We start from the raw sequence: 21,461 nt of genomic DNA, 5'->3' as shown, positions 1-21,461 counted from the left end.
ACCACCAGCCGGGCGGGCGAGGGGGCGGGGCGATCGGCCCACACGCTGTCGATCGGGTTGGCCTCCACCGCCACCAGTTCGGCGCCGCGTTCCGCCAGCGCGGCGCGGGCGGCCGCCGCCCAGCCGCGGGTGTGCAGCCACGGATCGTAGCCGATGCGCGCGCCTTGCGGGGCATGGTCGGCCAGCCAGTCGGCGATGCTGGTCTGCGGCACCGGCTGATAGCTCCAGTGGGTGCCGTCCACCTGCTCGCGCACCTGGAGGGTGTAGCGCCCGTCGGTGAAGATCGCCGCTTCCGCCGGCAGCACCACCGCCGACCCGGCCGAGCCCTGGAAGCCGGTGAGCCACGCCAACCGCTGGGCATAGCCGCCGACATATTCGCTCATGTGCTCGTCCGTCAGCGGCACGACGAAACCGTCGAGCCGGCGGCGGGTCAGCTCCGCGCGGAGAGCCTTCAGGCGGTCTTCATAGGTGGACATGGCGCAAAGCCCTTCTATCTCTGTTGCCCGGTAAATAGTCGCGCGGCCCTGCCCGCGCCAGTCGCGAGGTCGCCTCTTGTCCATCGAAACGCCCGCCGCCCCGCCCGTCGCGCAGATGCGCCCGCACGAGACGACGCACCACGGCCGCACCGTCGTCGATCCGTACCACTGGCTGCGCGATCCCGGCTATCCGGTGGTGGAGACGCCCGAGATCCTCGATCACCTCAAGGCGGAGAATGCGTGGTTCGAGGCGGTGATGGCGCCTCAGGCCGGGCTGGTCGACACGATCTTCGCCGAGATGAAGGGGCGGATGAAGGAGGACGACGCCGGCATGCCGCAGAAGGACGGCGACTGGCTCTATTGGTGGGCGTTCGAGGCGGGCGGGCAATATCGCCTGTGGTATCGCAAGCCGGTGGCCGGCGGCGAGACGCAGCTGATCCTGAGCGAGCCGGCGGAGGCGGCGGGCAAGGAGTATTTCAGGCTCGGCGCGCTTTCGATCAGCCCCGACGGCCGGCTGGCGGCATGGGCGGCGGATGCCAGCGGCGCGGAACGCTTCACCCTGCGCATCCGCGATCTCGCCACGGGCGCGGATATCGAGACGGTGAGCGAGGTGGCCAACGGCGCGGTCGTGTGGTCGGCGGCGTCCGATGCGGTGGCCTATACCGAGGTGAACGATAACTGGCGCGCCTTCCGCGCGCGCCTGCACCGCCTGGGGGCGGACCCGGCCGAGGCGGCGACGCTGTACGAGGAAACCGCCGACATCGGCTTCAACGTGGGCCTCGGCCGCACGCAGGACCGGCAGTGGATCGTGATTTCCACCGGCGACCATGAGACGAGCGAGGTGCGGCTGGTGCCCGCCGCCGACCCGATGGCGCTGCCGTTGCTCGTCAGCCACCGGCAGCCGGGGCGGCAATATTCGGTCGATGCCGCGCACGGCAAGCTGTGGATCCTGACCAACGACGAGCATCTTAATTTTCGTTTGGCGGAGGCGAACCCGGCCGATCCGGGCTGGTGGAGCACGGTGATCGCCGGCAGCGACCGGGTGTATCTGCGGGGCGTCTCCAGCTTCGCGCAGCATCTGGCGATCAGCGAGCGGGTGGACGGGCTGGATCAGGTGCGGCTGCGTACCTACGGCGGCGACGAGCACCGCATCGCCTTCCCTGAGGCGAGCTATACCGCCGGGCTGGCGAACAACCCGGAATATGATCCGCCGGTCTATCGCCTCACCTACGCCTCGATGGTGACGCCCGACACGGTGTTCGACTACGATCCGGCCGCGCGCACGCTGGCGACGCTGAAGGTACGCGAGGTGCCCTCCGGCTACGATCCCGCGCGCTATGCCACCGAGCGGCTGACGATCACCGCGCGGGACGGGGCGACCGTGCCGGTGTCGGTGGTGTACCCCGTCGGCTTCCCGCGCGACGGGTCGGGCAGGCTGTTCCTCTACGGCTACGGCGCCTACGGCATCGCCATCCCGCCCGGCTTCTCCACCGGCCGGCTGAGCCTGCTCGATCGCGGCTATGCCTATGCCATCGCGCATATCCGGGGCGGCGACGATCTGGGCTACGGCTGGTATCTGGATGGCAAGCGCGACAAACGCTGGAACGCCTTCACCGATTTCGTCGATGCGGCCAACGGGCTGATCGCGGCGGGCTTCGCGCACGCGGGCGGCATCGCGATCAACGGCGGCTCTGCCGGCGGCGAGCTGATGGGCGTGGTGGCCAACACCGATCCCGCCTTGTGGGGGGCGGTGGTGGCGGACGTGCCGTTCGTCGACGTGCTGAACACCATGCTGGACGACAGCCTGCCGCTCACCCCCGGCGAATGGCCCGAATGGGGCAACCCGATCACCGACCCGGCGGCGTTCGATCTGATCGCCGGCTACAGCCCGTACGAGAACGTGCGCGCACAGGATTACCCGCCGATGCTTATCACCGGCGGGCTGAACGATCCGCGCGTCACCTACTGGGAGCCGGCGAAATGGGCGGCGCGGCTGCGCGCGACCAAGACCGACGCCAACCCGCTGCTGCTGAAGATCAACATGGGCGCCGGCCACGGCGGCAAGAGCGGCCGCTTCGATTCGCTGCGCGAGACGGCGGAGGCCTATGCCTTCGTGCTGACGCAGATGGGCGGGGCGGCGGCGGACGACGGCACATGACGCCGTATGAGATGACGATCACTGCGCAGGCGGCGGACATCGACGAGCTGGGCCACGTCAACAATGCGGTGTGGGTGCGCTGGATCCAGGACGTCGCCACCGCCCACTGGGCGGCCGCGGCGGATCCCGCGCATGTCGATGCCTATGTGTGGGTCGTGATCCGCCACGAGATCGATTATCTGCGCGGGATCACCGAGGGCGAGACGGTGACGGCGCGGACATGGGTGGGCGACGCCCCGAAAGGCGCCCGGTTCGACCGCCACATCGAGTTCACCGGCGCAGACGGCAAGCCCCGCGTGCGATCGCGCACCACCTGGGCGATCATCGACCGCACCACCGGCCGCCCGCTGCGCGTGCCGGCCGAAGTGGCGGCGCGGTTTCTGTAGCGGCGTTGCTGTCCGGCCCTTTCGATCGCTCCGGGATCGACCGGGAGTTCGAGTTTCGATCTCCATACCCCGAGCGAAGTCGAGGGGCGGGCCACGCGCGCATCGCTCCGTGTCTCGACTTCGCTCGACACAAGGCGAGGCTGAGTCGCTCCGGATTGCGGCGAAGGCTCAAACGTTGGTTTTGAAGACTGGGTCAGCTTGACGGGATAAGGGAGCGGGGATGATCCGCTGGCGTATTCACGCCTCCAGCGCATCCAGCACGGCCGTCAGCGCCACCGGGGCGGAGACGAAGTCCATGTGGCGGCAGGGCACCTCGATCACATGATCCGCCTCGCCCGCCAGCCCGCGCGAGGCGGCCGGGGCGACGATGCCGTCCTGCGCGGACCACAAGGCGAAGGTGGGCATCGGCGGTTTCACCGCAAGATCGATCGGCACCGGCGGCTCGTCGATCGGGTGGTGGTTGATCCACTCGTACAGCTTCCACGCGCGGTTCATGTGAAGGTCGCCCGAAAACGGGCTGCCGAGCGTGACGACGCGATCCACCGCTCCGGGCCGGCGCTTCGCCAGTTCGCGCGCATAGAGCCCGCCCAGGCTCCACCCGACCAGCGACAGCGGCGCCGGCAGTGCGTCGATCCTGCGCAGCAGCGCGTCGAACACCTCGGCCGAGATGCCCTGGTTGACCCCCAGATCCCAGCCATGCGCGCGATAGCCCGCCGCCTCGATCGTGTGGCGCAGCCGTGCCGTCAGCATGTCGCTGGCGAGGAAGCCGGGCAGCACCAGCACCGCACGGCCCTTGCCATCCCGCCCGCGCGCCAGATCGTGCGCGGTGCCGAACCAGCCGGGATGCAGCGCGAACGCCGGCAGTTCGCCCAGCATCCGCATGAAGGAGGGGGTCGCGTCGTCGGAAGGGGGGCGCGTCATCGGGACAGGCGTCGCATATCGCCGACCGCTTGTCGAACCGGTCGTCAGCGTGGCGCGCGCGGCCCGCTCGGGCAGAAGCCGCGCATCCCCACCTTGCCGCGCGCCGCCTGATCGAGGTGGAGGTGGTCGGCGTGGGCGGCGTTGTAATCGGGCGAGAGGGTGGTGGCGAACAGACGGCACGCGCCGTCGCGCACGTCGTGGAGGAAGGCGGCCTTCTTCCCCCCGCCTTTCCAGTCGCGCGCCACGGTGATGCGTGTGCCGTCGCCCAGCCGGAATCCGGCGATGTCGACCGCATCCGCCGTGGAATGCTCGCTCCAGCGCCCGCTCGCCCGGCCGTAGATGCGGCGACAGCTGTAGCTGCCGAAGTGGTCGATGCGGGTGACGGGCCGGCCGAACCAGGCCAGCGCCGCCGGCTGCACCACCTCCCACTCCCACACCGCCAGCGAGGCGGCGATCGCGCAGGACGTGCCGAGCGGCGCCGGCGCAAAAGCGATGCCGCGCGTGCCGCCCGGCCCAAGCGTGACTCCGTCGGCATAGCCGCACCCGCCCGGCCCGATGCGCGGCGGCAGCCGGGTGGCGCGCACGCCCGCATCGGCCAGCAGCATACGACAGCGCGGCGCATCGTCGGCGAGCATCGCCAGCTTGCGCGCGGTGAACAGGCCGACCGGCTGGCCGAGGTCGAGCGCCGTCCACGGCAGATCCTGCGGGCGCCCCCGGCCGAAGGCGTAGAGGCCAAGGCCGATCGCCAGCGGAATCGCCAGCACCACGAGAAACTTGAGGACCGCGAGGAAACGCATCGGCAAGCCCTACGTTCGACTATCCATTGCGTTGCATCACACCGGAAGGATCGCCCATGACCGCCCGCCGCCTGACCACGAAGCGCGTCGAGAAACCGTGGGGGCGGCACGATCTGTGGCCGGGGTTCGAGGATGCGGCGCCCGGCGGCGACCCGATCGGCGAAATCTGGTTCGAGGACCAGGGGGCGGACCCCGAGCTGCTCGTCAAATATCTGTTCACGAGCGAGAAGCTGTCGATCCAGGTCCATCCCGACGATGCCGCCGCCCGCGCGCGCGGCTACGAGCGGGGGAAGGACGAGGCGTGGCTGATCCTGGCGGCCGAGCCGCACGCCACGATCGCCATCGGCACGCTGGCACCGATGACGCGGGAGGAGTTGCGTGCCTCCGCTCTCGACGGAACGATCGAGGACAAGGTGGACTGGAAGGCGGTGAAGGCGAACGACGTCTATTATTCGCCGGCCGGCACCGTCCACGCGATCGGGCCGGGGCTGACGCTGATCGAGGTGCAGCAGAACGTCGACCTGACCTACCGCCTCTACGACTATGGCCGCCCGCGCGAGCTGCATCTGGACGACGGCATCGCCGTGTCCAACCCGGTGCCGTTCGTCGCCCCCCACGTCGCGCGCGAGATCGCGCCCGGCCGCACGATGCTGGCGGACGGCCCGGCCTTCGTGATGGAACGCTGGACCGGCACCGGCAGCGGCACACTGCGCCCGGCCGAAGGGCGGCCGGTATGGCTGATCCCGGTGGCGGGCGGCGGCACGATCGACGGCGAGCCGCTGGAGGCGGGTGGCGTGTGGCTGACCGAGGGCGACAGCGAACTGACGCTGGCCGATGGCGGCGACATGCTGGTGGCGTACCCCGGCGAGGGCGTGGTGGAGTCGCTGTGGGGGTAGGCGGGTGACGACGGCCGCGCCTGGTCGACGGTGCGGCCCGTCGGTCGGCGCAGGGGGAAGCGTCTCGGAACGTTTAGCGTGCCACCTCCGGCCGGCCCGTTTCCTTTGGCCTTTGCGTCATCCCGGCGAAAGCTGGGATCTCCATGCAATGAAGCGCGCGGCTAATTCCGGGAGATGCCAGCCTCCGCGGGCATGACGACCATCGGTCGATGCGGTGCCCGCGGTCGCCACTGTTCGCGGCGGCACCCGCTCCGAACCGCCGCCCGTAGCGGTGGCCCGGTCGCTACCCTTCGTCGCCCATCCGCAGCGCGGCGATGAAGGCTTCTTGCGGGATCTGCACGCTGCCATATTCGCGCATCCGCTTCTTGCCTTCCTTCTGCTTGTCCAGCAGCTTGCGCTTGCGGCTGGCGTCGCCGCCGTAGCACTTGGCCGTCACGTCCTTGCGCATCGCCGCGATCGTCTCGCGCGCGATCACCTTGCCGCCGATCGCCGCCTGCACCGGGATCTTGAACAGATGGCGCGGGATCAGGTCCTTCAGCCGCTCGCACATGCCGCGCCCGCGCGTCTCGGCGGTGGAGCGGTGGACGATCATGCTCAGCGCGTCCACCGGCTCGGCATTGACCATGATCGACATCTTCACCAGATCGCCCTCGCGGTAGCCGATCTGGTGATAGTCGAAGCTGGCATAGCCCCGGCTGATCGATTTCAGCCGGTCGTAGAAATCGAACACCACCTCATTCAGCGGCAGCTCGTAGGTGATCTGCGCGCGCCCGCTCACGTAGGTGAGGTTCTTCTGGATGCCGCGCCGGTCCTGACACAGCTTGAGCAGGCTGCCGAGATACTCGTCGGGTACGTAGATCGTCGCCTCGATCCACGGCTCGTCGATGCTGGCGATCTGCATCACGTCGGGCATGTCGGCGGGATTGTGCAGGTCCAGCTCGCCCTTCCCGTGCGCCAACTGGATCTTGTACACCACCGAGGGCGCGGTGGTGATGAGGTCGAGGTCGTACTCGCGGGTCAGCCGTTCCTGGATGATCTCCAGATGCAGCAGGCCGAGGAAGCCGCAGCGGAAGCCGAAGCCGAGCGCCGCCGAAGATTCGGCCTCGAAGCTGAACGAGGCGTCGTTCAGCCGCAGCTTGTAGAGCGAATCGCGCAGCTTCTCGAAGTCGGCGGCATCGACCGGGAACAGGCCGCAGAACACCACCGGCTGCACCGTCTTGAAGCCCGGCAGCGCCTCGGCCGTGGGCTTCTTCGCATCGGTGATCGTGTCGCCGACGGCGGTCTGGCTGACTTCCTTGATCTGCGCGGTGATGAAGCCGATCTCGCCGGCCGCCAGTTCTGTCAGCTGCTCGATCTTGGGCCTCATGCAGCCCACGCGATCGACCAGATGGCGCGTGCCCGTCGCCATGAACTTGATTTCCTGGCCCTTGCGCAGCACGCCTTCCACCACGCGCACGAGGATGACGACGCCGAGGTACGGATCGTACCAGCTGTCCACCAGCATCGCCTTCAGCGGCGCCTCGCGATCGCCCTTGGGCGGCGGGATGCGGGTGACGATCGCCTCCAGCACCTCGTCGATGCCGATGCCGGACTTGGCCGAGGCGAGCACCGCATCCTCGGCGGAGATGCCGATGATGTCCTCGATCTCCTTCTTCACCTTGTCCGGCTCGGCGGCGGGCAGATCGATCTTGTTGATGACGGGCACGATCTCATGGTCGTGCTCGATCGACTGGTAGACGTTGGCGAGCGTCTGCGCCTCCACCCCCTGCGCCGCGTCCACCACCAGCAGCGCGCCCTCGCACGCGGCGAGCGAACGGCTCACCTCATAGGCGAAATCGACGTGGCCCGGCGTGTCCATCAGGCTCAGTTCGTAGTCCAGCCCGTCCTTCGCGCGGTAGTTCAGGCGCACGGTCTGCGCCTTGATGGTGATGCCGCGCTCCTTCTCGATGTCCATGTTGTCGAGCACCTGCGCGGACATCTCGCGGTCGGTCAGCCCGCCGGTGCGCTGGATCAGCCGGTCCGCCAGCGTGGATTTGCCGTGATCGATATGCGCGATGATCGAGAAGTTGCGGATGCGGTCGAGCGGGGTGGATGCTTTGGACAAGGGGTTCTGCCGATACGGGAGAGGGAGTTGCCGCGCGCGATAGCATCGCGGGCCGGCGATGCCAAACGCCCGCCCGCCGCGATCCGCCTGTCTGCCGCCGCGCCGCCGATCGTGCCGGCCCGTAAACGATCTTTCACGATGACGCGTCAGGTGTGACGATCGTCACTGCCGCCGCACGGGCGAGGCGGCAATCGGGGCGGGGACACGCCGGGCCTTCGGGCCGGGCGTAACGGGGAGATCGGGATCATGCGTTTCAATGCCATGCTGCTGGCGGCCACGGCGATCGCGGCCGCTGCCGCCATGCCGGCCGCCGCCGCGCCGAAACTGGCCAGGCCGTCGAGCGGCCAGCAGTTGCAGGAGCAGACCGCCAACGACGTGCCGCGCTGCACGCGCCGGCTCGGCACGCTGTCGATCGCCGACGGGGACGATCCGAGCGCCTGGTCACAGTTCAGCCTCGCGCCGCCGTCCAAGCTGCTCAAGGTGCTGGTCGCGCGCTCGGGCTGCTTCAGCCTCGTCGATCGCGGCACCGGGCTCAACGCGGCGGCGCGCGAGCGGGACATTGGCGGCGGCCTCGGCCTCCAGCGCGGATCGAACGTGGGGCAGGGTCAGATCAAGGCGGCGGATTACGTGCTGGTGGCCGAGGTGCAGGGCGCCAACGGCAACGTCAGCGGCAATGTGGTGGGTGCCGGCATCGGCGGGCTGCTCGGCGGGCGCGTGGGCGGCCTGATCGGCGGCATCCGCACCAAGAAGCTGGAGGCAAACACCGTCCTCTCGCTCACCAACGTGCGCACCACCGAGACGCTGGCGACCGAGGACGGCTATGCCGCCAAGAACAACCTCAGCTTCGGCGGCGGCGGCTTCTTCGCGGTCGGCGGCGCGGTGGGCGGCGGCTATGACAATACCGAGATCGGCCGGATCGTGACGCTCAGTTTCATCCAGGCCTATACCAAGATGGTCAACGGCCTCGGCCTCGTCACCGCAGGCTCGGCCGGCACCGCCGAGGCCGCGCCGAAGAAGACGTTCACCGCGCAGGGGCCGGTCGCCCTGCGGAAGACGGCGGCCGCCGGGGCCGCACTGGTCCGCACGCTGCCCGCCGGCACGATCGTCTATCCCACCGGGCCGAAGAACGGGCTGTGGTGGGAAGTGGCCGACGAGAACGACAATGTCGGCTGGGTACTGAACACGAAGCTGGCGCCCTCGCAATAAGGCGGCCTTGGCCACAGGAGGGGGCGATCACCGCGCTTGGCGCATCCTCCGTGCCCCGCTAGTCTCGCCCCAACGAGACAATCGAGGCGAGGTATTATGCGTCATGTGGCGGTGATCGGTTCCGGCCCGGCAGGCTATTACACCGCCGAGGCGCTGGACCGGAAATTCGGCGGCGACGTGCGGGTCGACATCCTGGATCGCCTGCCGGTGCCGTTCGGCCTGATCCGGTCGGGCGTGGCACCCGACCACCAGTTCATCAAGGCGGTGTCGCGCCGCTACGAATCGGTGGCGACGGGCGGCACTGTGCGGTTCGCCGGCAACGTGGCGGTGGGGCGGGACGTGACGATCCCCGAGTTGCTCGACCTCTATGATGCGGTGGTGATCGCCACGGGCGCGCCGGCCGATCGCCCGCTGGACCTGCCGGGCGGCGACCTGCCCGGGGTCATCGGTTCGGCCGCGTTCGTCGGCTGGTACAACGGCCACCCCGATCACGCCGCGCTCGCGCCGCCGCTCGGCGCCACCGCCGCCGCCGTGATCGGCCACGGCAACGTCGCGCTCGATGTCGCACGCATCCTCGCCAAGTCGCCGGAGGAGTTCGCCGGTTCGGACATCGTCGCGCACGCGCTCACGGGCCTTGGGAAAAGCCGGATCACGCGGATCAGCCTCGTCGGCCGGCGCGGCCCGCACGAGATTGCGATGACCGCCAAGGAACTGGGCGAGCTGACGCATCTCTCGCGCGCCGCGCCGCATGTCGACCCGGCCGACCTGCCGCCGCCCGAGGCCGATGCCGCGCTGGAGGCGGGCGAGCGCAAGTCGGTGGCGCACCTGCGCGCCTTCGCCGAGGCGGGGGCGGACGCGGCGAAGCCGGTGGCGATCGACTTCGATTTCTACGCCCGCCCGGTGGCGGTGGAGGGCGACGGCAGGGTGGAACGCCTGATCGTCGAGCGCACCCGCCCCGGCGAGGGCCATGCGATCGAGGGCACCGGCGAAACCTATGCGATCCCCTGCGGGCTGATCGTCAGCTGTATCGGCTACCGCCCCCCGCCGATTCCCGGCGTGCCTTATGACGACGAGGCCGGCCGCTTCGCCAACGAGGACGGGCGGGTGATGCCCGGCCTGTACGCGGTCGGCTGGGCACGGCGCGGGCCGACCGGCACGATCGGCAGCAACCGCCCGGACGGCTACCGCATCGCCGACACGATCGCGCAGGACATCGCCGGCGGCAGCGGCAAGGCCGGTCGTGACGGCCTGGACGCGCTGCTCGCCGCGCGGGGCACCGACGTGGTCACCTTCCGCGACTGGCAGAAGATCGAAGCCGCCGAGGAAGCCCGCGCCCGCGACGGCGCCCCGCGCGAGAAGTTCGTCGATGTGGCCGACATGCTCGCCGCGCGCGACGGCTGAGGCGTGATGACGGCTTGTGTGCCGGGGAGGTGAATTGGGTGTTGAACGATCCGAAATCCCCTCCTATAGCGGCGCCGCTGTCGCACCGCTCCGCTCGTCGGAAAGCGGCTCCGTCGGGGAGTAGCTCAGCCTGGTAGAGCACTGTCTTCGGGAGGCAGGGGCCGGAGGTTCGAATCCTCTCTCCCCGACCATTTACGGCAATCAAATGGTCCGGCCCTGGGGGGCCTGACGACGGCAGCGTCTCGCTCCGCCGTGCGCTCAAGCGTTACGGCAAGGGCGCGGCCGGGTGGTCAGGCCACGCCGGCGCGCAGGATGTCGTGGAGGTGGACCGCGCCGATCAGCCGCCCGTCGTCGCAGACGAACAGCAGCGAGACGGCATTCTCGTTCAGCACCCGCAACGCCTCCGAGGCGAGCATGGCGGGGCCGACGGCGAGCGGGCGCACCGTCATGTGGCGGACGATGTTGTCGTCCAGGCTGGCGCTGGTGATGCTGCGCCGCAGATCGCCGTCGGTGAACGCGCCGATCAGCCGGCCGTCGCCATCCACCACCGCGGTGCTGCCGTAGCGCTTGCGGCTCATCTCGATCGTGGCTTCCATCAACGAGGCGTCGAGGCCGATCACCGGCAGCTCCTCGCCGTGCCCCATCACGTCCGCCACGGTGAGCAGCTGCGCGCCCAGCTTGCCGCCGGGGTGGAACACGCGGAATTCCGTGGCGGAAAAGCCGCGCCGTTCCACCAGCGCCACTGCCAGCGCATCGCCCAGCACCACCTGCAACGTCGTGGAGGTGGTGGGCGCAAGCTGGTTCGGGCAGGCCTCCGGCGCGCGCGGCAGGGCCAGGCAGATGTCGGCGGCGCGGCCGGCGGTGCTGTCCCCGCGCGAGGTGATGACGACGAGCGGCACGCCGAAGCGCCCGCAATAGGTCACGATGTCGGACAGCTCGGTCGTCTCGCCCGACCAGGAGAGCGCCAGCACCATGTCGTCGGAGGTGATCATGCCGAGATCGCCGTGGCTCGCCTCGGCCGGGTGGATGTACATCGAGGGCGTGCCGGTGGAGGCGAGCGTGGCGGCGATCTTGCGGCCGATCAGCCCGCTCTTGCCCATGCCGGTGACGATCACCCGGCCCCGCGCGGCCGCGATCACGCCGACGGCGGCATCGAACGCCTGCGCCAGCGGGCGTTCGGCCAGCGCCGCGATCAGCGTCTCCATGCCCTCGATCTGGGTGCGGACGGAGCGCAGCGCCGAGGACGCCGGCTGCCCGATCGCGGGTGTGTGCCCGATCACGGCCGCCTGCTCGATCACAGCCGTCTGCTCGATCACGATGGTCATCCGTACGATCCTTGTTCTTTTCCGGGCTGGCCGCGCCGGCGGGCGATACTGCAAAGGGGCGGGGGTGCCTAGGCGGCGACGACGCGCAGCCGGCCTTCGTTCAGCGAGGCGCGGTAGCGGCGTTCCTCGGCCCGCCACAGGTCGGCGTAATCGACCGACTGCCATTCGGGGAACCACGGCCCGCCGTTGGTGAAGTGAATCGCGGCGGGCGTCGCGTCGGGCGCCGGATATTCGCCCTCGAGGAAATTCCACTCGAGGTCGATCGTGCCGATCAACTCGTCCGGCACCCAGCCGAAGCGGTGGAGGTAGCTGGGCGAGGCGCTGTTCACCAGCCGGGGCGAGAGCGCGCGGACATAGGGGTTGCAGCCGTTGAACAGCATCATCGAGGACCAGTTCTTGCGCGGGTAGGTAACCTGCGCCTTGCCGTCCATCTTCACCGCGTTGGCCGGCACGTAATCATGCTTCACGACGTAGAGGGCCTTGCTGTCGTCCAGCCCGGCGAACAGCGGGGCGATGTCGCGCGTGTAGAGAAAGTCGCAGTCGATGAACATCGACCAGCCGTCCGTCGCGGCGATGTGCGGCGTGAGGAAGCGGGTGAGCGAGAATTCGGTGGAGGCCTTGGCATCGTGCGGGCGGGTGTAGAGGCCGAGCTCGCGCAGCACGTCCTGCTTCAGCGGGTGGATGCCGAGAGGCAGGCTGGCGTGACGCAGGATCGACTGGCGGCAGACCTGCCAGGCGATGTCTTCCCGGCTATCATAGCCGATGTAGATTTTATTTGCTCCAGAATCGGTCAAAGCCCGTCCCCCGTTCGACGGGCATTTCGGGCGCTCATGATAAAAAATTAGTTAATAATGGACCTTCTGGGGTCCGTTTCGGGGGTTTTTAAAACGCCTTGCCATCGGGTAAGCGCTTTGGTTAGGCATAAGTCGCGATCGTTCCGGGCCTTGCCGGGATGGCGCGCGAGCAAGGATCTGCGATGCGATTGTGCGGCCAGGATGTCGGTCTCGACCACAGGCTCTTCGTGATCGCGGGGCCGTGCGTGATCGAGAACGAGGCGATGATCCTCGCCACCGCCGAGACGCTGAAGGGCGTGGCCGAGCGGCTGGGCATGCTGCTGATCTTCAAGAGCTCGTTCGACAAGGCCAACCGGAGTTCGGGATCGTCGTTTCGCGGGCCGGGCATGGACGAGGGGCTGCGCATCCTCGAAAAGGTGCGCGCCGAAACCGGGCTGCCGGTGCTGACCGACGTACATACCGCCGAGCAGGTGGCCGCCGTGGCCGGCGTGGTGGACGTGCTGCAGACGCCTGCCTTCCTCGCCCGCCAGACCGACTTCATCGAGGCGGTGGCGGTGTGCGGCAAGCCGGTGAACATCAAGAAGGCGCAGTTCATGGCGCCGGGCGACATGAAGCATGTCGTCGCCAAGGCGCGCAACGCGGCGGCGGCGGCCGGTGCCGCGCCGGACAACATCATGGTGACGGAGCGGGGCGCCTCGTTCGGCTACAACAATCTCGTCTCCGACATGCGCAGCCTGGCGATCATGCGCGAGACGGGTTGCCCGGTGATCTTCGACGCGACCCACTCGGTGCAGCTGCCCGGCGGACAGGGCGAGAAATCGGGCGGGCAGCGGGAATTCGTGCCGGTGCTGGCGCAGGCCGCCGTGGCGGTGGGCATCTCCGGCCTGTTCATGGAAACGCACCCCGATCCGGACAACGCGATGTCCGACGGGCCGAACGCATGGCCGCTGGGCGAGGCGGAGGCGCTGCTGCGCCGGCTGCTGGCCATCGACGCGGTCGTCAAGGGGCTGTGAGCGCGCGCCGCACGCCGCGGCGGACCGCGACGCAAGCGGGCGCCGGCGATGACGGACAGTCCATGAGCGGGGCGGACGGATCGACCAGCGACGCGGACGCCGTGACCGACGAGCCGGGACGGATCGCGGCACTGGAGGCGCGGATCGCCCTGCTGACCGACCGGGTGGTGGCGGCCGACGCGGCAGCGGCGCGGCTGGGCGACCTCGACACGATGCTGGCGGCTCGGCTCGCGCCGATCCACGCAGCCATCGCCGGGCGCCCCGTGCCGTCCACGGGCGCTACCGATCCATCCGCAGGCCGCGCCCGGCTGCGTCGCGTGCTCGGCATCGCCCGGCGATGGCGTGCCGAGGCGGCCGGCCTGCGCGAGGACGTGGCGGGCGAGCGGCAGGGCTGGCGCGATCGCCTGTCGGCGCGGACCGCCGAGGCCAACCGATCGCGCGAGGCCGAGACGTCGCTGCGCCGGCAACTCGCCACCCAGGCCGAGCGGATCGCGCGTTTCGGCCTGACCCTGCGCGCCCGCGACGAGCGGATCGCCGCGCTGGAGGCGGGGCAGGCCGGCAGTCCCGTCGCCGCCACGCCGCCGCCCGCGGCGTTCGAATGGCAGGACACAGGTGATTTCGCCATCGAGGGGGCGATCGACCAGGTGGATCAGCGCGGGATCGCCGGCCACCTCGTCTTTACCCGGCACCCGGATATCCCGCCGGTGGTGGAGGTGCGGGTGGACGGCGCGGTCGTCGCCGCGGTCGCCGGCACCCGTGCCCAGGCCGGTGCGGCGGACGCGGCGTGGCGCTTCCTGGTCGCGTGGCGCACGATCGCCCCCGACCATGCCGGCAGGCAGGCGGTCGTCCGGGTCGCCGGCCTGGACGTGACGCTCGGCACGGCCCCGATCCCGACGGACCTGTTGCGCCATCACCAGCCGCCGGCCCAGCTGGCAGCGGCCCTGATGGGCGGCACCATCGCCGAGGCGGCCGATTATCACGCATGGCTGGTCGCGCACGAAACCGCCGGGGATGCCGCGCTGGCGCGGACCTTTCATGATAACGACGCGACGGGCTGGCCGACGCTCACCGTGATCGTCCACGGCCGCGACGGCGCGGCATGGGACGACACGGTGGCGGCGTTGCGCGGCCAGATCCATGTCGAATGGGAGGCGCTCTGCCTCGACGCGCCGGCCGGGCTGGACGACGCCGATCCGCGCATCCGCGTGCTGCCGGGCGACGCGCTCGGCGAAGCGTTGCGCGGCCTTGCCGACGACGCGCTCGTCAGCTTCGTCGAGGCGGGCGACCGGATTGCGCCGACCGCCCTGCTGCATCTGGTGGTCGCGGCGCGGGCGGACCCCGGTTTCGCGCTGGTCTATACCGACGAGGACCGCCTCGATCCGGTGTCCGGCGTGCGCGGCCAGCCCCACATGAAGGGCGCATGGAGCCTCGATCTGGCGCTGGCGCAGGATTATGTCAGCCGCCTGCCGCTGGTCCGCCGCGCCCGGCTCGACGACGACCTTGCGGGTGGCATCGATGCGGCGGCGGTATACCGGATCACCACGGCGGCGGCGCTGGCGGGGCCGGGGGCGGTGATCCACCTGCCGTTCGTCCTCTACCACCGCTCGCTCGCCAATGCGGAGGCGGATACGGGAATCGAGGCGGCGTTCGCCGGCCTGCTCGCCACCACCCCGTCGCCCGCATTGGCCGGGGCGACGATCGCCACCGATGCCGCCGGGCTGGCGCGGATCGAATGGCCGTTGCCCGATCCCGCGCCGCGCGTGTCGCTGATCGTGCCGACGCGGGACCGGCTGGACCTGCTGCGGGTGTGCATCGACGGTTTCCTCGACGAGACCGATTATCCCGACCTGGAAATCCTGATCGCCGACAACGACAGCGATGAGCCGGAGACGAAGGCCTATCTCGCCCGCGTCGCCGCCGATCCGCGCGTGCGGGTGATCCCGTGCCCCGGCCCGTTCAACTATTCGGCGATCAACAATCTGGCCGCCCGCCACGCCACCGGCGCGCTGATCGGCCTGATGAACAACGATCTCAAGGTGATCGCGCCCGACTGGCTGGCGCTGATGGCGGCGCATGCGGTGCGGCCCGATGTCGGCATGGTCGGCGCCAAGCTGTTGTACGGCGACGATACCATCCAGCATGCCGGCGTGGTGCTCGGCGTGGGCATCGCCTCCCACCTCTACAAGTCGTTCCCGCGCGATGCGGGCGGGCGGCAGGGCCGGCTGCGGGTGCGGCAGGATCTGAGCGCGGTGACGGCGGCTTGCCTGCTCATGCGGCGGGACGTGTGGGACGAGGTGGGCGGCCTCGATGAGGAATTTCCGGTGGCCTACAACGATGTCGACCTGTGCCTGAAGGTGCGCGCCGCCGGTTACCGCGTGCTGTTCGCGCCGGAGGTGCTGCTCTACCACCTCGAATCCCAGTCGCGCGGCAAGGACGTGCCGGCCGAGAAGCGCGAACGGCTGGACCGCGACAAGGCACGGATGCAGGCACGCTGGGGTGGGCAACTGAAGCAGGATCCGTTCCACAGCCCCAATCTGGCGATAACCCACGTCGATGCGCGGCTCGCCTTCCCGTCGCGCGCCGTGGCACCGTGGCGCCGGGCATGAGCAGGGCGGCGGGCGTGCCGATCGGGCTTTGGAGGACAGGCGCTTGACCGGGGACGACGGGCAGCAGGCGACGGTGGTCGACCGGCGGATCGAGCTGCATCACGATCCGGTGCCGCACCGGATGAACGGCTGGGCGGCGCCGGATACGTCGGAAAGCGCGGCCGATGCGGTGACGCTCACGCTGATGCTCGGGGCGGTCGCGCTCGGCACTGTGCGGCGGGGTGTGGTGCGGCCGGATGTGCAGGCGCATCTCGGTTTTGCCGGGCCGCCATGCGGCTTCAGCCTGGCCGATTACGGCCTTGCCGCTTTCGCCCGCCTGTCCGGCCTTGCCGATATCATGATCGCGGCCGGCGGCATCGGCGTGACGGGCGGGCACTTCCCGCTGATGCCGTTGCCGTCCGCCGCGACGGGGCAGCCGCTGGGCACGCGATCGCGCGGCGGGCAGGCGCTGCGGCTGGCCGACCTGTGGTTCGAGACGCGGCGCGATCTCGCCATCCGGTTCGAGGCCGCCGCTGCCGGCCTGCGGCTGGATGCCTACCAGTGCCCGCCCGATACGGGGCTGGTGAAGGTGGCGGCGAACCTGCCGGTCGGCGGGCCGGTGGCGATCGCTACGGTGCGGCTGCTGAACCCGTATCTGCCGGTGCTGATCGTGCTGCGCGATGCCGGCGGCGGGATCGGGGCGATCGATCACCTGCCGTTCCCCTCGCTCGCGCGGGGTGGCCCGCATGCCGCCGAACGGCTGATGTCCGCCCGCGGCGGTGACGAGCCGGCGGAGATCGCGGCATTGTCCGGGGAACTGCTCGACACGCTGCTGGCGAGGCCGCAGCCCGGCACCACCGTCACCACCGTGGAACTGGACGGCGAGGTGCACACCGGCCTCGAACCGATACTGGACGACGATCTGCTCGCGTGGATCACCGGCTTCCTCCGGATCGCGGTGACGCTGCCGGCCGATACGACCGGCGACGGGCGCGACGTGGGCTTCATCCGCGAGCGGCTGGCACGGCATCCGGTGGCGGCGCGGCCCGGCCATGCGCTGCTGGTGCCGGCCGATGCGATCCCCACGATCGCCGCGCTCGTAAGGCGGCTGCCGCCGGGCGCGGGCGAGCAGACGATCGCCGGCGGCATGGCCGTGGTCGACTGGAGCCGGCACGGCAGCGTGTGGTCGGTCTGGACGCCGCCGCTCGGCGACTGGCTGGAGGGGTTGCAGACGGCCGACGCGAAACGCTCCGTCCCGCTGCTGCGCCTCGCCGGGGCGGCGGACGCCGGTGCAGCGTCGGCGCCCGACTGGCCGCTGGCGCTGGCGTTGCGCGGGAAGCCGGTGAGGATGGCCGCCGAAGGCCCGTTCGAGATCGCCGCGGAGGTGCCGCTGCCGCTGCTGCGCGAGGGGGCCGCCATCGTCGGCGTGCCGGTGACCGTGGCCGTGCTGTTCGATCGGGACGACACCTCGCCGCTGGCATTGCTCGAATCGCTGGCCCGGCAGGAGGGATGCGGCGCGCTGGAACTGATCGTCTGCCGCCCCGCCGATACGGACGATGCCGTGCTGCGCGCGGCGCTGACGGCCGGCTTCCCGCATTGCACCGTCGTGCCAATTCCGGCGGAGAGCGGCCGGCTGGCCCAGCTCGTCGCCGTGCGCGCGCAGCTGGCGCGGGAGACGGTGCTGGTCGTCGATGCCGCCACGGTGCTGACCGACCCGCGCACGCTCGCTACGCTGGCGGCCATGCTGGTGCCGCCGCAGGTAGCGACCGCCGGATGCCTGCTGCGCACGACGCATGGGCCGAAGACCGGGGCATGCGCCGGCTACGTGACGACCGGGCTAGATCTGCGGGTGCTGCCCGGGCTGATGGTCGATACCGTCGATCCGGCGGTGTTCCGCCAGCCGGCCACCTATCCGGTGGTGGCCAACCCGCTCGGCGCGGTGCTGCTGCGGCGCGCCCTGCTCGACGGGCTGGACGCGCACGGCAACGATCCGCTGCGGCCGGAGATGGACGACCTGCTGCTCGGCCTGCACGCGATCGGTGGTGGCGGGCTCAACCTGTGCACCTCGACCGTCTCGGCGCACGCCCCCCGCGTGCCGCGCGCGCGCCAGCTCACCCTGGCCATGCCCTATCGCCTGTCGCCGCAGGTGCTCGGCGGGATCATGGCCGGGGCGGTGCTGGTGCAGAGGCTGCGGTGAGGATCTGCATCGTCATCCAGTCGGACGCGTTCCGCGAGTCCGCCGGGATGCGGATCCGCTACGATCGCTTCCGCGACTGCCTGACCGACCCCGAGGTGACGATCGAGGCGATCACCTGCGCGGTGCTGATCGCCACCCCGAAGCTGGATCACGACGTCTATATCTTCTGCAAGACCTTCGACGTCGGGGCGCTGGTGCTGGCCCGGCGCATCCATGCGGCGGGCAAGGTGGTGGGGCAGGATCTGTTCGACGACTATTTTTCGCAATATGCCGACAGCCGGCTGGAACGGTTCCGCGAGTGGATGCGCGACATGGCGCCCGTCACCCGTTTCGCGCTGTGCAGCACGCCGCGCATGGTGGAGGCGGTGCGGCCCTACCTGCCCGGTATCCGCATCGAACCGGTGGACGATCCGGTGATCGGCTACGATCCGCTGATGGTGGCCGCGCTCGCCGAGGCCAAGGTGCGCCGTGCGCATGAAAGCCGGCTGATCGAGATCGCGTGGTTCGGCATCGGCGACAATCCCTATTTCCCGGTGGGCATCGCCGATCTGATCGCGTGCGAGGCGGATCTGGCGCGGATCGAGCGGCAGGGGTGGACGGTGCGGCTGCGCATCGTCACCAACACCCGCCCGTTCGACGGCATCGGCGCCGAGGTGCTGCGCGGGCTGAGCGTGGCGCACGAGTTCGTCGAGTGGACCGAGCAGGCCGAGCGCGAGGTGCTGACCCGTGCGACCGTGGCGCTGGTGCCGGTCAACGGCCAGTCGTTCAGCCGCGCAAAGTCGATGAACCGCGCGGTCACGGCGCTGAACGGCGGCTGCCAGGTGCTGAACATCGGCTATCCGCTGTACGATCGGCTGGATGCCTTCCTGTACCGCGATGTCGATACTTTGCTGGCGGACATGACGGCCGGCCACTGCCGCGTGCGCAGCGAGACGATGACGGCGCTCACGCAGGAGTTGTGGGCGATGGCCAACCCGTTCGAATCCGCCGCCCGCTTCGTGCGGCAGGCGCGGCTGGCGCTCTCCGCCCCGCCGCCGCCGGTGCAGGGGCCACTGTGCCTCGTCCACGGCCAGAACAGCGTGATGGCCTATCACAAGGCGACGATGGCGCTCCGGGGGATCTCGGTCGCCACGATGTTCACCCGGGCGGGGTGGAACTTCAACATGCGGTTCGATGTGGTGGCGGGCGAGGTACGGGTGCGTCTGGCGACCGCGCTGGCGTCCCGTTTCATGCCGCCGCTGCTGCCGGGCGATCCGATCCGCATCGGCGACCTCGATTTCCTGGAGCTCGATCTCGCCGCACTCGGCGTGCCGGCCTTCCCCGTGCCCGCGGTTCAGGATCCCGGCTGCCATGCCCGGATGGTGGATTATGTCGACCGGTGCTGCCGTGCCGCGTTCGGCCCGATCGACCTGCTCGCCAGCGATACGCTGCCCGCCCGGCAGGCGCTACGTACCGTGCGGGCGGCGGCATGACGCGGCCGTTTGTCGCCTGCCACTTCGCGCTGGTGCAGGATGTCGCGGTGCTGCGGCCGCTGGCCCGGCTGGCCGCCTCGCTGCCGGGGCTGGACCTGCGCCTGATCGTGTCGGAAAAGTTCATCGCCACCGACATCAACGGCCGCTGGATGGCCGAGATCGAACGGCTGGGTGCGGAGGTCGGCGTCGCGCCGTTCCTGTATCAGACCCCGTTCGAGGCGATCCGGCATCTCGGCGACGGGCGCGGCATGATCGTGGCGGGCAGCGAATCGATGCTGGCGGCGCATGTCGCCTCGCACGATCTGTTCCGCGCGGTGCCGGGGCGTATCCGCACCGTCACGCTGCAACATGGGCTGGAATGCGTCGGCTTCCTCCACAACGCTCGGCACGATGCGGTCGCGGGGCGCGACGTGCGCTTCGCCGCCGACATCGCTGTCGCCTGGTTCGATATGACACGGATGGAGTCGGTGTCTCCGGCGGAGCGGGCCAAGATGTTCGTTGCCGGCCCGTCGATCATGATCGATCCGTCGCCGCCCCGCCGCCCGGCCGGCGGCGACCTGCCCGGCCTGATCTGCGAGAATCTCCACTCGGTCCGCTTCGTCAACGGGCGGATGCGCGAGGGCTTCCTCGATTCCTTCCTGCAGTTCGCCGGGCGGCTGGCGATGGTCGATCAATCGCTGGCATTGCGCGCCCACCCGGCCGGCCGCTTCACCGAGCGGAACGCCATCGCGCTGCCGGCCAACGTGCAGGTCAGCACCGCGCCGCTCTACGACGTCGCGCTGGGCGACTTCGCCTATGCGATCTCCGCGCCCTCCACGATCCTGTTCGATTTCGTGCTGGCCGGCGTGCCGGTGGCGACGTGGGTCGATCCCGACGGCGAGGTGGATACGCGGCATTTCGACGGGCTGGCGCAGGTTTCCTCGGTCGACGACTGGTGGCGGTTCAACTGGGCCGCGCGGTGGGATCGCGCCGCGCTGGTCGAGCGGCAGGACCGCTACCGCGACGGTCTGGGCATCCCCGCCGACGTGCGGGGGCGCTATCTGGCCCTGTTGTCGCTGGCGGGGTGAGGCCGGCGGCTGGCTCCCCGGCCAGCTAACCCCCCTGTGTCGAGCGAAGTCGAGACGCGATGCGGAACCTCCGCCCGCATCCTATGACTTCGCCTCGGAGATGGATGCGGCCTCTATCGCCCCTCGATCGCCGCGATCAGCGCCTTGGTGAAGGCGGGGATGTCATCCGGCTTGCGGCTGGTGATGAGGTGACCGTCCACCGCCACTTCCTGATCCACGATGGTCGCGCCGGCGTTCTTCAGGTCAGTGCGGATCGAGGGCCACGGCGAAACGGTGCGGCCCGAGACGACGCCTGCCTCCGCCAGCATCCACGGCCCGTGACAGATCGCCGCCACCGGCTTGCCCGCCGCATCGAACGCGCGAACGATCTCGATCGCTTTTGTTTCGGTCCGCAGCGTATCGGGGTTGCCCACGCCGCCGGGGATCAGCAGCGCGTCGTAATCGTCGGGGTTCACCTGTCCCAGCGTGATGTCCGGCGTGATCGTGCGACCCGGCTCGTCGTGCACGGTGGCGAGGATAGGGTCGGTGTCAATCGAGGCGAGCGTCACCTTCGCACCCCTGGCAAGCAGGGTTTCGCGCGGATCGAACAGTTCGGATTCCTCGAAACGGTTGGTGGCGATGATGAGGACGTGGGCGTCGGCGATGGCGGGCATGGGGCGGGTC

17 protein-coding genes and 1 tRNA gene are annotated in these 21,461 nt (G+C 70.1%); 11 read left to right on the top strand and 7 right to left on the bottom strand.

Translation table 11 applies throughout. The annotated features are described in order from the left end of the window. A partial coding sequence (locus tag FOY91_RS15420) for an aminopeptidase P family N-terminal domain-containing protein (RefSeq protein ID WP_203234591.1) occupies nt 1-476 on the bottom strand: 476 nt, incomplete at its 3' end. Nucleotides 477-552: 76 nt separating this feature from the next. Here FOY91_RS15420 and FOY91_RS15415 point away from each other — a divergent pair. Then, the gene (locus FOY91_RS15415) at nt 553-2,634 is read left to right on the top strand and encodes a S9 family peptidase (RefSeq protein WP_275266041.1); all 2,082 of its coding nucleotides are present in this window, start codon (nt 553-555) and stop codon (nt 2,632-2,634) included. Continuing rightward, on the top strand, nt 2,631-3,020 hold the full coding sequence (locus FOY91_RS15410) for an acyl-CoA thioesterase (protein WP_145153934.1): 390 nt from the start codon (nt 2,631-2,633) through the stop codon (nt 3,018-3,020). The genes FOY91_RS15415 and FOY91_RS15410 overlap by 4 nt, the downstream gene beginning before the upstream one ends. A 237-nt stretch (nt 3,021-3,257) precedes the next feature. On the opposite strand, the gene FOY91_RS15405 is transcribed toward FOY91_RS15410, so the two are convergent. Together FOY91_RS15405 and FOY91_RS15400 are read right to left on the bottom strand one after the other, a co-directional pair. Further along, nucleotides 3,258-3,941 (bottom strand): alpha/beta fold hydrolase, encoded by a 684-nt coding sequence (locus tag FOY91_RS15405; protein ID WP_145153930.1) that lies wholly within the window; start codon nt 3,939-3,941, stop codon nt 3,258-3,260. Between the two features lie 44 nt (nt 3,942-3,985). After that, nucleotides 3,986-4,738 (bottom strand): extensin-like domain-containing protein, encoded by a 753-nt coding sequence (locus FOY91_RS15400; RefSeq protein ID WP_145153927.1) that lies wholly within the window; start codon nt 4,736-4,738, stop codon nt 3,986-3,988. 56 nt (nt 4,739-4,794) lie between these two features. On the opposite strand from FOY91_RS15400, the gene FOY91_RS15395 reads away from it, so the two are divergent. Then, nucleotides 4,795-5,634: a class I mannose-6-phosphate isomerase gene (locus tag FOY91_RS15395; RefSeq protein ID WP_145153924.1), complete on the top strand. Its 840-nt coding sequence runs from the start codon at nt 4,795-4,797 to the stop codon at nt 5,632-5,634. Nucleotides 5,635-5,917: 283 nt separating this feature from the next. Here FOY91_RS15395 and lepA read toward each other — a convergent pair whose 3' ends face one another. Further along, nucleotides 5,918-7,738, bottom strand: a complete 1,821-nt coding sequence (gene lepA, locus FOY91_RS15390) for a translation elongation factor 4 (protein ID WP_145153921.1) — start codon at nt 7,736-7,738, stop codon at nt 5,918-5,920. 246 nt (nt 7,739-7,984) lie between these two features. On the opposite strand from lepA, the gene FOY91_RS15385 reads away from it, so the two are divergent. The 3 genes from FOY91_RS15385 (at nt 7,985) to FOY91_RS15375 (ending at nt 10,536) form a co-directional block, all read left to right on the top strand. Then, nucleotides 7,985-8,944 (top strand): CsgG/HfaB family protein, encoded by a 960-nt coding sequence (locus tag FOY91_RS15385; protein WP_238995733.1) that lies wholly within the window; start codon nt 7,985-7,987, stop codon nt 8,942-8,944. Between the two features lie 96 nt (nt 8,945-9,040). Then, nucleotides 9,041-10,345 carry an FAD-dependent oxidoreductase gene (locus FOY91_RS15380; protein WP_145153918.1) on the top strand — a complete coding sequence of 435 codons (1,305 nt, stop codon included), beginning with the start codon at nt 9,041-9,043 and terminating at the stop codon, nt 10,343-10,345. Between the two features lie 114 nt (nt 10,346-10,459). Then, nucleotides 10,460-10,536, top strand: a tRNA-Pro gene (locus tag FOY91_RS15375). A gap of 99 nt (nt 10,537-10,635) precedes the next feature. On the opposite strand, the gene FOY91_RS15370 is transcribed toward FOY91_RS15375, so the two are convergent. Together FOY91_RS15370 and FOY91_RS15365 are read right to left on the bottom strand one after the other, a co-directional pair. After that, nucleotides 10,636-11,550, bottom strand: coding sequence for a KpsF/GutQ family sugar-phosphate isomerase (locus FOY91_RS15370; protein ID WP_238995734.1), 915 nt, complete (start codon nt 11,548-11,550; stop codon nt 10,636-10,638). A gap of 188 nt (nt 11,551-11,738) precedes the next feature. Then, a complete protein-coding gene (locus tag FOY91_RS15365; RefSeq protein ID WP_145153912.1) occupies nt 11,739-12,464 on the bottom strand; it encodes a glycosyltransferase in 726 nt (241 codons plus the stop codon). 182 nt (nt 12,465-12,646) lie between these two features. On the opposite strand from FOY91_RS15365, the gene kdsA reads away from it, so the two are divergent. The 5 genes from kdsA (at nt 12,647) to FOY91_RS15340 (ending at nt 20,798) form a co-directional block, all read left to right on the top strand. After that, nucleotides 12,647-13,477, top strand: coding sequence for a 3-deoxy-8-phosphooctulonate synthase (gene kdsA / locus FOY91_RS15360; protein WP_145153909.1), 831 nt, complete (start codon nt 12,647-12,649; stop codon nt 13,475-13,477). Nucleotides 13,478-13,539: 62 nt separating this feature from the next. Then, nucleotides 13,540-16,083: a glycosyltransferase family 2 protein gene (locus FOY91_RS15355; RefSeq protein WP_145153906.1), complete on the top strand. Its 2,544-nt coding sequence runs from the start codon at nt 13,540-13,542 to the stop codon at nt 16,081-16,083. 43 nt (nt 16,084-16,126) lie between these two features. Further along, the gene (locus tag FOY91_RS15350; protein ID WP_145153904.1) at nt 16,127-18,259 is read left to right on the top strand and encodes a hypothetical protein; all 2,133 of its coding nucleotides are present in this window, start codon (nt 16,127-16,129) and stop codon (nt 18,257-18,259) included. Next, nucleotides 18,256-19,731, top strand: a complete 1,476-nt coding sequence (locus tag FOY91_RS15345) for a hypothetical protein (RefSeq protein ID WP_145153901.1) — start codon at nt 18,256-18,258, stop codon at nt 19,729-19,731. Before FOY91_RS15350 ends, FOY91_RS15345 begins: the two co-directional genes overlap by 4 nt. After that, the gene (locus FOY91_RS15340) at nt 19,728-20,798 is read left to right on the top strand and encodes a hypothetical protein (RefSeq protein WP_145153898.1); all 1,071 of its coding nucleotides are present in this window, start codon (nt 19,728-19,730) and stop codon (nt 20,796-20,798) included. Before FOY91_RS15345 ends, FOY91_RS15340 begins: the two co-directional genes overlap by 4 nt. A gap of 113 nt (nt 20,799-20,911) precedes the next feature. On the opposite strand, the gene FOY91_RS15335 is transcribed toward FOY91_RS15340, so the two are convergent. Continuing rightward, nucleotides 20,912-21,451 (bottom strand): type 1 glutamine amidotransferase domain-containing protein, encoded by a 540-nt coding sequence (locus FOY91_RS15335; RefSeq protein WP_145153937.1) that lies wholly within the window; start codon nt 21,449-21,451, stop codon nt 20,912-20,914. Nucleotides 21,452-21,461: the final 10 nt, after the last annotated feature.

It is taken from the genome of Alterirhizorhabdus solaris, from assembly GCF_007785815.1.
GTDB classification, from domain to species: Bacteria; Pseudomonadota; Alphaproteobacteria; order Sphingomonadales; family Sphingomonadaceae; genus Alterirhizorhabdus; species Alterirhizorhabdus solaris.
Note: the sequence above shows the minus strand (reverse complement) of the source record. Positions and strands in the feature narration are given on the sequence as shown.